Source organism: Cytobacillus firmus DS1 (assembly GCF_000565285.1).
Classification (GTDB): domain Bacteria; phylum Bacillota; class Bacilli; order Bacillales; family Cytobacillaceae; genus Cytobacillus; species Cytobacillus firmus_A.
Genome location: NZ_APVL01000003.1, coordinates 22,931 through 37,991 on the forward strand (window position 1 = coordinate 22,931; position 15,061 = coordinate 37,991).

The following is a 15,061-nucleotide window of genomic DNA, read 5'->3' on the forward strand; positions in this document are numbered from 1 at the left end:
ATTTGTAATTATGAGAATTTCATTATGATAATATTGGAAATTTTGTTATTGAACCGTTACTTCTAAGCAGATGCCTTCATTCATCTTCCGGTCATTTAATCCCTTCCAGTTTGGATGGATGATCAGCAGGTATTTCCCTTTTGAAGCGAGAGGCTTCTTCGGAATGACTTTAATCGTTTTTTCGTCCGTTACCTGCACCTCTATATCTGCTTCACCGCCGCCAAGCTGGATCAACTGAATATCGTCCCTCTTTAAGCCGTCCCATTGCATGCCGGCATTCATTTTCACAGTGAAGGTCTTGGTGACTGGGACATTTTGTAACGCCGGCAGCTTCCTGTATCCCATAAGGCTGCTTACCAGCTGATCACGGTGTGAGATGAACAGTTCATCGCCTGCAGCTGTCTCAATGTTCGGAGCAACGCCAATTTCATGGACTGGAGATCCCTTCGGAGAGAAGAATTTGGCGGTGGTCAATTTAAGAACACTCTGATCACTCAAGGTAAACAGTGATTGCATGGATCCTTTCCCAAATGTGTTCTGGCCGTATAGAACAGCTCCTTTTTGTTCCTTAACGGAAGCGGAGACCATTTCAGAGGCACTGGCACTGTATTCATTGATTAAAATATGCACAGGTGAGGTGAAGCCCACAGGCTGCTGAATCGCCTGATAAACCTGGGCATGATTTCCTTTGTATCTCAGCTGAAACGCTTTCGTCACTCCCGGAAAAAAACCTGCTGTCTCCTGAGCTGCGGAAACATAACCGCCGCCATTATTGGTGATATCAAAGATCCAGCCATTTGCCGGCCCAAGCTTCTGAATAGCCGCGGCAATATCCTCAGACGCATTCATAGAAAAGCTGTTTAAGCGGATATAGCCAATATTTCCGCCAAGCATGCGGGATTCCACATTAGGAAGCTGAATCACCTTGCGCGGAATGGTTATTGTCTGCAGGCTCCCGGTTTCACTATTGATAAAAGTGAGCGTAACACTGGTATTTTCTTTTCCGCTTATCAGAGAAATCGCGGTCTGTACGGACTCACCGGCAAGACTGGTTCCATCGGCCTTCACTAATATGTCCCCCGGTTTCAGTCCGGCTGATGCGGCAGGGCCTTCCGGTATAACCGACATGATCCGGATCCCATTTTCACTTTCCTCTAAAACCACGCCAATGCCGACCAGCTGCTGTTCAATGGCATTCGTAAATTCCGCAAACTCTTCAGCTGACATGTAAACAGAGTATAGATCCAGGTACCGGACCATCTCTTTAATCGAGGGCTTGGCCAGGACCCAGTCCGGCAGCTCTTCCACATAATAATCCCGGATAAGCTCCCTTGCTTCTTCAACCGGCTCTGCAGATGCTGATGCGGCAGAGACATTAACTAATAGAATCAAAGCAAATAAAACAGAGAAATATCTTTTTAAATGCATGCTTGTCCATCCTCTCTAGATTGAATTCTACTTATCTTATCGGATGAGAGCGTGATATTCTGCAGTGAAAAAAGCCTCCTCATAAGAGAAGGCCCCATCCATTTATTACTGGACTTTAAACCACAGCTCATCTTCCCAGCCGCGATTCCACACGATATAAGGATTGTCATTGGCATCCACAACAAACGGAACCCATCCTTCAGTCTGGCCGCCTTTATAAAGCTCCTGGAGTTCAGGGCTTGGAGGTACAATTCCGATGTAATGATCATTCAGCGCGCCTTTTTGTGTGACCGTATCAAACATGGCCTGGCTGACTGACCAGGAGTCAAATGTCTTTCCTTCAAATTCAATTAATTTTATTTTGAATTTACCAAGAATATATTTCTTTCCTGCCGGCGGAGGAGAATTGAACATATTTGCCTGTTCGATCATCTTCCACGCCTGATTGGCATCGGTCACAGCTTCTGTCATAGTAATCTGGTATTTCTTTTTCCCATCCAGCCAGTCATTGGCCGTCATGTCCCAGGTAACACCTACTGTGGTTGGGTTGCCCTTTTTCCCATAAGGATTATGGATGCATTGAGCTGCTCTTAACTTTGTTTTGCTCGGCGTTTCATATTTTACTTTTGTATCGCGGTCCACATAATAGCCGCCGCCTACACTCAGCTTGCCGGGCTTAAAGGCATATATACGATAAAACTCGCCTTTCTTCAATGTGCGGGAAGGGACTTTTGTCTCTCCCTGAAGTTTATAAAGAGTTGTGTCTTTTAGAACCGTCAAACGTCCAATCTGGCCGGACTTTAATTCCACGCCATCCCACCAGATCTTTTTCACACCTTTGTACTGATTGCAGAACGTATTGCTTTCAGCCGCACTTGCAGCAGGTGCTGTAAAACCGAACAGCATAAAGAAAGATAGAATAACAGTTAACCATTTTTTCACTTTTTTGTACCATCCTTCCATTTTTTATCAAGGTTATTATACTGTAAATATTTTTACGCAGGTAATAGTAAGGTAATAGATTAGAAAAGTTGAGAAAATAGTCCCTGCTTTCAGTTTCGCGGTTAGGTGGAAAGTTCTATTTGCGGAATTCCTTTCTCTATTTGCAGGTATGGAATTCTATTTGCAGATGCTGGGCTTCTATTTGCCAAAATTGAAATCTATTTGCAGAATGCTTCCTGCTATTTGCATTGTTCACATTTATCCGTAAAAAAACTCTCCATATCGGAGAGCTCTTTGCTAAATTTCCGTTATATCCAGCGTGTAGTAGTCCGGCCGCACCCACGGATTTTCATCTGTTTTATAAAGAAGGACCGTGTATTCAAAGCCTTCAAACTCAAAAGTTAATATTCTTGTTTGCTGGTATTTAAGCGGTTCATCAAGAAGATAGAGTTCTTCCTGAAGATAGTCGGCCATGTCAAAAATCACGATCATGGTTTCCTGAAAGCCGTCTTCTGTGTTCAATCCTTCAATCATTGGGCCTTCAAAATAGGATTCACTTATTGAACTTAATTCAGAAGAGAGTTTCACAATATCCGTTTGCAGTGCCCTCATCGCATGCTCGGGGGTGATTTTATCCAGCATGCTATTGGCTTTGTCCAGATAATTGATCATCAAGTAAATATCCACTTCATCCTTTGCCATCTCAAGCTTTGCTTTGTCCACGAGATCTTTGACTGTGACAAAATAGGCGACCTTGCTTTTCAGCTGTTCAGCCGGAAGCTTGTATTTGGCCAAAATGGCTTCACGGGTTGACTTGCCGTATACTCTGTACAGTAGAATTGCCTGTTTGCGGATTTCATAGGAAAGCTCGTGGTACAGGTCATCCATGCGGATCATATAGATTTCTTCTTTAATCAGATAGCTAAGCTCATTTGACAGCTTTTCGATTTTTTTGCCGCCATTCAGTGCGTCAATATAGGCAATGGCCCGGTTAATGTGGAGCTCCACATTTTGACCAAGACGGTACTGGAGCGCAGCTTTTCTTGAATCCTTTAATGAATTAACAGCTGTTTGCGCTGTACTGTAGGCAGTTTTGGTACTGTTGAACAATTTCATATCAGGCATTTCGAGTGTTTTATTATATTCAACAGAAATTTGCCACTTTAGCGCTCCAGCCCATTTTTCTGCCTGGACCACAAGCTTTTCAGCCTGGCTGTATGTATAGGCGGCTTCTGTTTTTTGGATAGGAAAAGCTGTAAAAAGTAAGATTCCGATCATTATGGAGGCAAAAATGCGTTTCACTTGTACACTCTCCTATTGCAAGTTATTTAATGCTCTTTAACATCGATTCAATTCCAGCCCGCACATAATCCGCATTGCGCTCAATGGAATAATTAATCTGCAGCAGCCGGCCATTGTGGTTTATGACCATCTCATACAAGTAAAACCCGTTTGCAGCGGTGTGAACATGATAAAGAGTACCTGGAAGCAGTTCTTCCTCCACGTCCTTCACTGGTGTGCCGTATGATTGCAGCGCCTCAAGCTTCAAGGCTTCTATGTCTGTTCCCTGTTCAAGCGTTCTGAGGCTTAAATGTCCGGTCGGATCACAAATGACTGTTCCCTTTATTGGGTCATCAATTAAACAGCTTTCGTCTCTCGGAATATAGACTAAGCCATTGCCATGGTCATAGAGTGTAAACGCCCCTGCCACATCGATTGAGTATCCATAGTCAGTGTAGTAGGTTCCGCTTTTAAAGCCGCTTCCATATTTGAAAGCACCGATGCCGAGATTCGCGTAATAAGATTTTGTTTCACCGGAGAGGTTTGTAACATCGACTTTGAAGCGGAAAGTGCGGCCAGGAGCTCCGTCATTCTCTTTTAGCGTTGGGTCGGGCAGCTTGAAAAGCTCAGATTGAGATAAATCTGCTGAAAGCCTGTCAGCTTTTTCCACTGAGTGAATTTTTTCAGTGATTTCTTCTCCATTCATCTCCCTGGTGACATAAACAACTGCTTTTTTTGCTGGTGCAGATAAATGCAATTCCAATGATTCGAGAGGATAGGCATCTGTCAAACTCAGCATCATGGTATGGTTTTTACTGATCGTCAGGTGGGTTCCTTCACTGCCTGAATAACGTACAAATGCCGAATCCAGCGTTACTTCATTCCGCTCCCATTCGCTGATCAGCGTTTTATATTCTTCGTATGTTTTCATTAAAGTCTGATAGATGGCTGAGGAAGGCAGCAGATTGCCTGTCTTTTCCCCATTAACAAATAAAGCATATGTTTCATCCAGATATCTTTTGGATTCTGGTAAATTTCCGCTGTCTATATTGGTTTTCACTTTATCTAAAGCCATTTTAATGGAAACGGGATAAAGCGCCTGTACACGCAGCTGTTCGGCCGATTTTTTAAAATGCTGGCGGATTAAGTCACGGGTGGTCTGGCCGTATACCCGGTCCAGGAGATACGGTTGCTTTTTAAGCTCCCATGACAGATTATGATATAACCTTTCTGTTTCATCGTTTATGATACTTTTGTCCAGCTGGTTTTTCAGGGAGAGTTTTGCTTTCTCTATTTTTGCACCTGCATTGATTGCATCGATATAAGCGACTGCCCGGCCTGTCTTGCCAGGCTGAACACTGATGTATAGATTGACATTCTGCTCCAGCCGATTTAGAAGCTCCGTTTTCTTTGCACTTTGCGGAAGGATCCCGACTGCCTTTTTTGCATTAGCATAGGCTGTTTTTGTCCCATTATAATAACCCCATGGTATAGTCTTGCCATCACCTGTTCCTTCAATAGATATGGCCCACTTAAGAGACCCTGCATAACTCTCCGATTGCCTTACGAGCTTTTCTGCGTAGGCTGATGAAGATGCGGCTTTAGCAGGTTCTGCTCCGCTTGAAAAAAACATTGCTGTAAAGATGCCCGCTCCTGCCAGGCACGAGATTACCGTTCTGCCAATTTTCATATAGCCCTCCTCCTTTTAACTGAACTGATAATAAATTCCATTTGATTATATTCCCGGGTTTCTTAAAATTCTATAGGTAAATAAAGACAAATAATACCTCTGCGGCGGGACATCCAGGATAGTTCTTTTTCATTACAATTGTGGTATTATCGATCTAGAATTTTAATTTGAGGTGAAATCATTTGGCTGGAAAAAAGGGACGGAAAAAGTGGACTCTTGTTATCGCGCTGTTTTTTATCACATTGCTATTAGGTGCCGGCGCTTATGCTTTTTATGTATATAACTCTTTGACTTCTGCTGTTGATACCATGCAGGAGCCGATTCAGCGGGAAAAATCGGAGAAACGTGAAGAAACGATCACCTTGGAAGAAAGAGAGCCATTTTCGGTCCTGATGCTTGGAGTGGACGAGCGCCAGGGAGATAAAGGCCGATCGGACACGATGATTGTGCTGACTGTTAATCCCGACCGGAAATCTGTAAAAATGCTGAGCATTCCCAGAGATACACGGACTGACATCATCGGGCACGGAACGGAAGACAAAATTAATCATGCCTACGCTTTTGGCGATGTTGAGATGGCCATCAATACAGTAGAAGATTTCCTGGATATCCCGATTGATTATTATATTAAAATGAATATGGATGGATTCAAGGATATTGTGGATGCTGTCAACGGTATTGATGTAACCAACGAAACAGACTTCAACATGGGAAAATTCCACTTTAACGAGGGAAGCATTCATCTTAACGGAAGCGAAGCACTGTCGTATGTGAGAATGAGAAAGAATGACCCGAATGGGGATTTTGGGCGCCAGCAAAGACAGCGCCAGGTCATCCAGGGTGTTATTAACAAAGGGGCGAGTTTCAGCTCCCTGACTCGTTTTGATGACATCTTTGCAGCTCTCGGCAAAAACGTCAAAACTGATATTACCTTTAAAGAAATGATGGATATTCAAAAGAATTATAAAGATACGAGGAATAACATTCAGCAGTTGACCATAGAGGGCGCCGGCCAGTATATCGGAGACATCTGGTACCTGATTGTGCCTGATGAAGAAAGGCAGCGGGTGCAGGGTGAACTGAAGGGACATTTAGGATTACCGCAATAAATAAAAAAACAGTGCACTCCTGATCGGGGATGCACTGTTTTTTGTATGAAAACATGCAGGGAGGGATTATTCTGCAGAAGCTTTCAAGAAGATAAAACTGGAGCGTTAGAAGGAGACCTGATTACATAGCTACTGCCTTCCCCTGTATCATCTTGCCATATGCTTCAGAGAGGTTCTTCAGGCATTCCTGTCTTAATCTTTCATGACAAGAAAAGTCATATAGCAGTTCATTTTCAAGTTCAGATGTAATCTTTTTCAGCCTTTCGAGTTTAGATTCCTTTAAGCGATTATTTGCCACGTATGCTTTAATCTCTTTTTCAAAGTATTCCACCGTTCCAAATATTACACCCAATAAATTCTCCTCCTATTATTAGATTTTTCAGTCATTAATTCGTTTCCCTATCTAAACATTAACAAACCTTTAAACAGCAAAGAGGCCTGCCAAAGGACAGACCTGATTTCCGGTTACAAAGAGTTTGGGGTCTAGTTTCCGGCCCCAATTACACCTGCAACCCGACTATCATAGTCCATGACCTTAGACTCGTGGCTTTGCGTCCTTACTTTTCAATAAGTTTGCCGAATATTTGATTTTTGTTACTATTATAATAAGACTTTTCAGCTATTAATTTCAACAATTTTCGATAAAATCTTAAAATAATATTACTTTTGTTTTATGTATATGCCCGGTTGCTTAGAAACTTGTGCTCTAATTGCAAGTTTTTCTCTTCTATTTGCAAGATTAAGACTGCTATTTGCAAGATTAGATATCTAATTGCAAGATCATGCTGGCTATTTGCAGTATCATGAAATCTATTTGCTGGATAGTACAGGTCCTCATCAGGTTATAATATTTCGCCGGGCTCAAGAAAAGCGCAAGCGCCTTGCCCACGAATGAACGCAGACTAAGAACGCCACGTCCTGTGGCAACGTCTGCATGACCCCCATCCTCCCAAAAGCTTTCGCTTTTGGTCGTGCGATGATTATGCTGACGAAGCCTTCCTTGTCCTGGGGGCCTCAAGCACAAGACGAGCCTCCCGGAAAGGAGTTCTTTGCCTTTTTGGGAGGATTGTCCGAAATGTGGAGGCGACTGCACAGGGACGACAAGCATAAGACGAGCCCTGCAAGAAGGTGTTCTTTCCTTCTGGAAGGGATTGGCTTATGTCTCGAGGGGGTAGGCTGCTTGCGCTAGACAGTTATCGACGTTCAAAAATTATATACTTTCTTATCTTTTAAAAAAAGCCTGCACCCTATTGGATGCAGACCCTATTTTTAAAACCGCCCTTTATGCTCTTCAAATACCTTCTTCACTTTCTCCACGACCACTTTCGATCCGCCGCTGTCTTCAACGCCTTCTATCATCATCGCGATGAGCAGTTTAGGAGATTGCGGATTGTAGGAAACGAACAAGCCATTCTCCTGTCCTTTTTCATCTGCACTTTTCTTCAGCTCAGCTGTTCCGGTTTTCCCGGCCAGCGGGTAGTCTTTCATATAAGCCGTACGGCCGGTTCCGCCTGGATCCTGGATGACTTTAGCCATTGCGGCTGCCACCGTGCCGGCTGTTTCTTCACTCATGATAGCTTCCTTCAGCACCTGTCCCTTTTCCTCTTCTTCCAGAAGAACAGGTTTGATCATGGAGCCTTTATTGATAAAAGGTGTGTATGATGCTGCGAGATGGACAATGCTCATTTCCACCTGGCCCTGGCCGTAGCCGGAATCAGCGAGCAGGATCTCTGTGTCCAGGCCGCCAATCTTGGAAGGTTCCAGCGGGAATGCGTATGGAATTTCCTCTTCAAACGCGAATTTCTTGAGTCCGGCTGAAAACTTTTCTTTTCCCAGTTCAAGCGCCTGCTGTGCAAAATAGATATTATCCGAATACATCATTGCTTTTTCAAAGTTAACCGGTCCGCCCGGATCCTTGACACGAGTGACTTTATAGCCGCCCCATGAACTGTCCTTCTGCCATTGGAGGCCTTTGACATTAATTGTTTCATCAAGGGTTAAGGTTCCCTCTGTCAGTCCGATTGCGCCTGTCAGCGGCTTCATCACGGAACCTGGCGCATAGGTTTGCTTGAACCGTGTCAGAAGGGGCATGTCCTTATTCGCTTCAATCGCCTTCCACTCATCCGCGGTAAAACCGAGTGACGCCTGGTTCGGGTCGAAGCTCGGGCTGCTGACAAGAGCGAGCGTATTTCCGGTAACCGGATCGATCGCTGCTGCGGTTCCCGGCTTTCCTCCAAGCTCATTGTATAATGACCTCTGCAGGTTCATGTCGATGGTAAGCTGAATAGTTTCACCGTTCTCTACCGGCTTTTCAGCGAGAACTACTTCAGAACCGTCTTTCTTTTGAATGCCGATTTTGATGCCATTTGAACCTTTCAATCGCTCTTCAAGGACCTGTTCAAGTCCCCTTTTTCCGATAATATCGGTGCTTGAATAGCCTTCACGCTCTTTCATTTCATCGGCAGTAATCTGTCCGACATAGCCGATTAAATGGGCAGCTGATTCACCCATTGGATAGACTCTGCCTTTGACATCCTGCTTCAGGACGCCTTTTAGTGCGAACACCTTGCTGAGCGTTTCCTGATCATCGGGGGAGACCTTTTTAATTGGCACAAAGTATCCCGGCTGCACCCAGCTGGCATTCAAGCTTTTATTAATCTGCTCTTCAGACATTCCCAAGGCTGCAGACAGCCCTTTGATCGTCTGTTCCTTCTGGTCACCCATCTGTTCAGGCACGACTCCGATTTCATAGAGCGTGCCATTTAGAGCCAGCGGGTCACCTGTACGGTCCACAATATCTCCGCGCTGTGCCGGAACAGTTGAGTAGCTGATTTTATCCTCCGGCCCCAGCTCCGGGAAAATATAAGTCGTATCCCAGGCAACAAACCAGTTGTCTTCTTCTTTCGCTTCTTCCTTCACAAGCTTGGCATCATGGGTAAATTCTATCTTGCCGGCAGCACTGTCCATGCTGGCTGAAAAAGGAAAACTCGCCTTCTCTTCTTTTTCGTATTCCTTTTCCATATCCGGCTTGTATGTTACCTTCAGATTATCTATCTCTAAATCCTTATAAACCTTTTCATAACGGGCTGCAAAATCCTTTTTGCTGATCGACTGCTTCGCATCCTCCGACAGGAATTCATACATCTTCTCAAACTCCTGCTTATTCCAGTGCTCCACGTACTGCGAAAAGCGATCCTGCGGCTTAATCTCCTTATTGCACCCGCTCAAAGCGGCCAAAACCAGGGCTGCAAAAACAAAAACCAAAACCTTTCTCATACATCACCCTCCCTGATACTATATTATCATTTAAATGGAGAAATTTCCTAGTGACATCATCTGGCGAAATTTGTCGAATGTAAACTTTGCAAATTGAGCGGGAAAGGTTGCAAATAGATGGGTGATTCTGCAAATAGCAGGGGATTTTCTGCAAATAGAACCGGAAAATTTCAAATAGCTACATGCTTCCTGCAAATAGAAAAATCGTGGATGTGCCCGCGATCTATACCTGCAAATAGAGCACGAAAAATTGCAAATAGCCTCCCATCTAAAAAAGGTATATAGACATTTATATCGAAAATAACTAAGTAAACATAGAAAGGAGAGCTATACTTGATTAGTAAAAGTCTGAAAGTCCCTGAATTGAATCTCCAGCTTGAAGCTTTGTTAAGAAGAATCCCCGAACAGCATCCAGCACGTGAGAAAGTGATTTCAGAATATAAAAAGAGAAGTGCAGGATTTAAGGGAGAAGAAAGGTTATTTTATTATTTAAGCTTTCTTGAACCTAAGAAGTATTGGATTTTTCATGATTTGCGGCTATCAAACGGATCGCATTTTTTTCAAATCGATGCATTGCTGCTGACGGCAAATTTTGCACTCATATTGGAAGTTAAAAATTGGACAGGAACCTTGATTTTCAGCCCTCATTTCCAGCAGGTCATCCGCATCCATAACGACAAAGAGGAAGGATTTCCAGACCCCATTTCACAAGGCCGGCATCAGACAAACCAGTTTAGAAACTGGCTTGACCTAAATGGATTCCCTGGCATTCCTGTTGATTTTTTAGTTGTAATCAGCCACCCTTCTACCATTATTAAGGCAGAGACAGACCCGCTGCAAATATCTAAGAAAGTCTTACACTCTCATCACCTTTTATCCAAAATGAATGGCATTGAAAATAAGTTCACTCACGAAAAAACTGACACTAAGGAGATACGGAAGCTATGCCGGACTTTGTTAAAAAAACATACCCCTGCACAATCCGAGATTCTCGAGCATTTCAATGTTTCAGCTGAAGACATTCTCACTGGTGTCAGCTGTCCTAAATGCACTTCCCTTCCGATGATTTTCCATTGGGGGAAATGGCACTGCCCAATGTGTTTGTTTTCCTCTTCGTCAGCACATGAAGCTGCAGTCCAAGACTACTTCCGGCTAATTAAGCCGGCAATTACCAACTCGCAATTCCGCTCATTCACCCACATACTATCCCCCTATGCGGCTTCAAGATTACTCTCCAGGATGAACCTTTCTTTTAAAAGAAATAAAAGACACCGAATTTACGAAAAATCCCCTGAACAGTGATTAACCTCACAAATTTTCCCAATAATTTAATTTATAATCAGGCTGAATTGAGGTGCTAATATGGAAAAGAACTGGTCTATTTCACTTGAGCATGGTGATTACGCTAGTGATTTGGAGCTTCTGATCAACGAAGCGATTGCGGCAGTAAGCCAGACAGCTAAAGGGTATTATGTCAATATAGTCACACCAGCTGAGTTAGGAAATCCCGATAACTACCTAACTGAAGCACTGCTCATATACTTCGGAAATAAAGTGGACCCTCAATTTATCGATCAATGCGGATGCGGGGGGTATGTTTTGAGGGTATGGAAAAACAAATGAAAGATCTGACTATTTTGTGTGACTATAAAAACCGGCATGTCATTTTGAATTATTATTTTGAAGATGAGCTTATCAATCGGGATGGGACCAGTTTTGATGAGATTTATGTGCATCATGGAAAGATTTATTTTATCAAGAATAGAAAACGAATCGTAACCATCAACTCGAAGAAGTATCGTAATATAAAGATAGGCGAGGATTTTCAAAATTACTATATTATGCGGAGAGATAAGAATCGTCTGGATATCTATTTTCCTTAAACGGGAGCTGTGAAAGCGCTGGATGCGCTTTTGCGGCTTTTTTTATTTGGAGAGGTTTCGGTTTGGCAGGATGAGGAGTGATTTCTATTTGCAGGTTGCAGGCGGCTATTTGCAATTTCCCCATTCTATTTACAGAATCTCCATTTCTATTTGCAATTTTTTATTTTAAAAATTAACCCGAATCTTCTATTTGCAGGAAGGAGCCGGCTATTTGCAAATTTCCCATTCTATTTGCAGAATCTCCATTTCTATTTGTAGCTTTAATAAATCTATTCGCTAATTTTCCAATCCTATTTGCAGAGTTCACAATTGCCCACCTCCTCCTCCTCAGCAGCCAAGCCTTATCCAAATTTAAAATAGACCCGCCAATCCTGGCGGGTCCCTCACATTTACTCCACTTTAAACCTCTTAATAGAATCCAGCAGTTCCTCCGCCATCCCTGAAAGCGAAGCAGCGGATGCCGCGATTTCTTCCATGGATGCCAGCTGCTCTTCTGTAGCGGCGGATACGTCCTGGCTTTCGGCTGTTGTAACAGCGGCAATTTCTTCGATTGCGCTTACGAGTTCCACCACCTGGTCGGCACCTTCGGCCATGTCCCTGATGGATGATGACACTTCTGCGATCTGGCCCGAAACGGTGTCGGCAAATTGCTGGATGTGGCTGAAGGCATCTCCGGCATTGTTCACCAGGTCAATTCCTTTTTCCACTTCAGCCGTGCCCTTTTCCATGGAAGAGATGGCTTTGTTTGTATCCGTCTGGATCGTTGAGATCAGCTCGCGGATGCTTTCGGTTGACTTGGACGATTGTTCTGCGAGCTTGCGGACTTCATCGGCCACAACAGCGAAGCCTCTTCCGTGCTCGCCTGCTCTTGCGGCTTCAATGGCTGCGTTCAGTGCGAGCAGGTTCGTCTGGTCGGCAATGGCAGAAATCACATTGACAATCTCACCAATCTCCTCCGAACGTTTCCCTAATGTATGAACAATGGAACCCAGTTCTGAGACTGTTACATTAATATTTTTCATCTGGTTCGTCGAAAGGTCGATGGCTGCATTTCCTTTTACCACCACTTCATTTGTCTCATTCGCCGTCTTCGCCACGACATTGGTGTTATTCATAATCTGCTGAAGGCGGCCGGACATTTCCTTGACGACAGAGGTGCTTTCTTTCACTTTTTCTGTCTGCTGCTCAGTAGCAGAAGCTACTTCCTGGATGGAGTTGGCCACCTGCTCTGTTGCCATGTTGTTCTGCTCAGAGCTTGCTGTCAGCTGTTCAGATGAGGATGCAAGATGAACCGCTTTTTCGCTCACCTGGTTGATCAGATGCTGCAGCGATAGGACCATCTTATTAAAGCTGACACCCAGTTTGCTGATTTCATCGTTGTTCTTGACAATAAACTTCTGGGTCAGATCTCCTTCGCTGACTTTATCGGTTGCCGCGATCAGCAGATTGAGCGGGCGGGTAATCGAACGGACAATAATGTAAGAAACAAGTGCACCCACAAGGACGAAGATGGCTATGAATATGACTGTCGACACTAAGATAGGCTGGACAGATGACGTCACTTCCTTCAGGTTCATCGTGCCGATTACCTTCATGCCTGTCAGGCCATTGGTGGTAAAATGCATCTCTTTCTTTACGCCATTAAGCGTGTACTCAACCTGTCCCTTTTCCTTTTCCAGGACTTGCGGCAGCCAGCTGCCTTCCGCCTGTGTGCCCGGCTTCTCCTGCGGGTGTACTAAAAAGCTTCCCTCTGCACTTAAGATGGCAGGATAGCCCTCTTTTCCAATTTTAATATTATTGGAAAGCTCACTAAGAGCAGAGAGACTTAAGTCAATTCCAATAACACCTGAGCTGTCGCCGAGCTTTTGCGCTACGGTGATTAAGATGTTTCCGCTGACAGCGTCAACATATGGCTCTGTAATGAAGGCTTTTCCCTTGGCCTCCATGGCTCCCTTATACCAGGGGCGGGTGGTGGCATCAAAGTCAGCTGGCAGATCTGCACGGGGATAGATAACTAAATCGCCATTATCAGAACCGGCATAAATAGCGACTGCCTCCGGATGAAGATCTTTATACTGGCTAAATGCGTTTACCGTACCCTCCAGTTCTGCCTCTGTATAAAAGTCCTTTTTGATCCTTTTGGAAAAGTAATTCGTATCTTCCATCTTAGGCTTTATAAAGTTGATTATAAATTGATCAAGGATCTTAACATTCTCATCTGCACTCATGGAAATCTGGTCCTTTATCTCATCATGCGCCTTCTGATAGGATATGTAGCCGATTGAAATAGAAGGAATTAATAGAATAATAATAAAAGAGAGCAATAATTTCTTTCTAATCGTAAATGAAAACAGCGACCCTTTTTCTTTCTGTTTTTTCTTTTTCATCATGTGACCCCTTTTAAAACTTAGTAATTTACCGCCTTAACCTGCGAGATGGCGCCTTCCAGCTTCTCGTCAACAACCCTGGCATCGTCAATATGTCTCTGAATCAGTTCGTTCACCTGGTCAAAAACTGACTTTGTATCCGCAATCTCATCAGCTACTTCCTCGGAATATCCCTTCTGAATGTTGATCATTTCAATCACTTCACTGACTTCGGCTTCAACTGTATGGATCAGGTTCGTGATCGAATCAATTTTGCTGGTAGTTTGGCCGCTGAGGGACATGCCATCTTTAATTAATTCGGTGCTTGCGACTGTTGAATTCAGCGTTGCTTCAATGTCGTCCTGAATATTTTTCGTCAGGGAGCTGATATTCGCGGTGCTCGTCGCGGTGCTTTCAGCCAGTTTCCGGACCTCATCCGCCACGACTGCAAATCCTTTGCCCTGTTCGCCTGCGCGTGCCGCTTCAATGGATGCATTCAATGCAAGAAGGTTCGTTTGCTCTGCAATATCTTTAATGACCTGAACAATCATCTCGATTTCTTTTGATCGTTTGCTCAGCGCCTCCATTTTCTGTGAATTCACTTCCAGCTGCTCTCCCAGCTGCTTAATCAGATGCTCAGACTTGCTGACGGATCCGCGGCCATCCTCCGAGCTTTTGACCATCTCTTTTGCAGATTGAATCAGGTTTTCCCCTTTATCCGATAGAGTGAGGCTGTTTGAAAAAGTAGCTTCGCTATGTTTTTTTACATTTTCAAAACCGTCTTTTATTTTCAGAACCAGATCTCCCAGCATATAATGCTGACCATTGACCATTTCATGCTGGTTTACTGTAGTTGTCAAATCTTCGTTAAATGATTGAATCAGTGTCTGATAAAAATTTTCCTTGCGCTGAAACTCTTCTTCTGCAAACTGGAGTTTTGCCTCCAATTCCCGTTTTTCATCTTCCAGCTGCTTCAACTTTCCTTTTCCGAACATCATTGATCTCCCCATCTCTTATATACTCCTTTATTATATCGACAGAAAACGTGAAATTTTGTGACCTTTTTCACGTTTTTTTTAAAATATC

At 43.8% G+C, this 15,061-nt stretch carries 12 protein-coding genes and 1 riboswitch; of the genes, 4 read left to right on the plus strand and 8 right to left on the minus strand.

The window, feature by feature from the left end; genetic code table 11:
* Window positions 1-45: 45 nt before the first annotated feature.
* From PBF_RS04570 to PBF_RS04585, 4 genes are all read right to left on the minus strand, one after another.
* Entirely contained in the window at window positions 46-1,428 is a 1,383-nt protein-coding gene (locus PBF_RS04570; RefSeq protein WP_035327683.1) for a S41 family peptidase, read from the minus strand.
* 105 nt (window positions 1,429-1,533) lie between these two features.
* Complete coding sequence (locus PBF_RS04575; RefSeq protein WP_035327685.1) at window positions 1,534-2,370, minus strand: hypothetical protein; 837 nt, start codon at window positions 2,368-2,370, stop codon at window positions 1,534-1,536.
* A 297-nt stretch (window positions 2,371-2,667) separates the two neighbouring features.
* Window positions 2,668-3,672 (minus strand): hypothetical protein, encoded by a 1,005-nt coding sequence (locus PBF_RS04580; RefSeq protein WP_035327687.1) that lies wholly within the window; start codon window positions 3,670-3,672, stop codon window positions 2,668-2,670.
* A gap of 22 nt (window positions 3,673-3,694) precedes the next feature.
* Window positions 3,695-5,341: a hypothetical protein gene (locus PBF_RS04585; RefSeq protein ID WP_035327689.1), complete on the minus strand. Its 1,647-nt coding sequence runs from the start codon at window positions 5,339-5,341 to the stop codon at window positions 3,695-3,697.
* Between the two features lie 182 nt (window positions 5,342-5,523).
* On the opposite strand from PBF_RS04585, the gene PBF_RS04590 reads away from it, so the two are divergent.
* Window positions 5,524-6,450 (plus strand): LytR family transcriptional regulator, encoded by a 927-nt coding sequence (locus PBF_RS04590; protein WP_035327691.1) that lies wholly within the window; start codon window positions 5,524-5,526, stop codon window positions 6,448-6,450.
* Between the two features lie 121 nt (window positions 6,451-6,571).
* Here the strand turns inward: PBF_RS04590 and PBF_RS04595 are convergent, their stop codons facing one another.
* Window positions 6,572-6,802: a hypothetical protein gene (locus PBF_RS04595; RefSeq protein ID WP_035327695.1), complete on the minus strand. Its 231-nt coding sequence runs from the start codon at window positions 6,800-6,802 to the stop codon at window positions 6,572-6,574.
* 152 nt (window positions 6,803-6,954) lie between these two features.
* Window positions 6,955-7,038, minus strand: a riboswitch (cyclic di-GMP riboswitch).
* Window positions 7,039-7,719: 681 nt separating this feature from the next.
* Window positions 7,720-9,726: a penicillin-binding transpeptidase domain-containing protein gene (locus PBF_RS04605; RefSeq protein ID WP_035327701.1), complete on the minus strand. Its 2,007-nt coding sequence runs from the start codon at window positions 9,724-9,726 to the stop codon at window positions 7,720-7,722.
* Window positions 9,727-10,059: 333 nt separating this feature from the next.
* Between PBF_RS04605 and PBF_RS04610 the strand changes: the two genes are divergently transcribed.
* Genes PBF_RS04610 through PBF_RS04620 form a run of 3 tightly spaced genes read left to right on the plus strand, consistent with a single transcriptional unit; the run spans window position 10,060 to window position 11,609 of the window.
* A complete protein-coding gene (locus PBF_RS04610; protein WP_035327704.1) occupies window positions 10,060-11,028 on the plus strand; it encodes a nuclease-related domain-containing protein in 969 nt (322 codons plus the stop codon).
* A 60-nt stretch (window positions 11,029-11,088) separates the two neighbouring features.
* Complete coding sequence (locus PBF_RS04615) at window positions 11,089-11,349, plus strand: CGCGG family rSAM-modified RiPP protein (RefSeq protein WP_035327706.1); 261 nt, start codon at window positions 11,089-11,091, stop codon at window positions 11,347-11,349.
* On the plus strand, window positions 11,334-11,609 hold the full coding sequence (locus PBF_RS04620; protein WP_051488808.1) for a hypothetical protein: 276 nt from the start codon (window positions 11,334-11,336) through the stop codon (window positions 11,607-11,609). The genes PBF_RS04615 and PBF_RS04620 overlap by 16 nt, the downstream gene beginning before the upstream one ends.
* Before the next feature lie 389 nt (window positions 11,610-11,998).
* On the opposite strand, the gene PBF_RS04625 is transcribed toward PBF_RS04620, so the two are convergent.
* A complete protein-coding gene (locus PBF_RS04625) occupies window positions 11,999-13,996 on the minus strand; it encodes a methyl-accepting chemotaxis protein (RefSeq protein ID WP_035327708.1) in 1,998 nt (665 codons plus the stop codon).
* Window positions 13,997-14,016: 20 nt separating this feature from the next.
* Complete coding sequence (locus tag PBF_RS26705; RefSeq protein ID WP_275451088.1) at window positions 14,017-14,985, minus strand: methyl-accepting chemotaxis protein; 969 nt, start codon at window positions 14,983-14,985, stop codon at window positions 14,017-14,019.
* Between the last annotated feature and the right edge of the window lie 76 nt (window positions 14,986-15,061).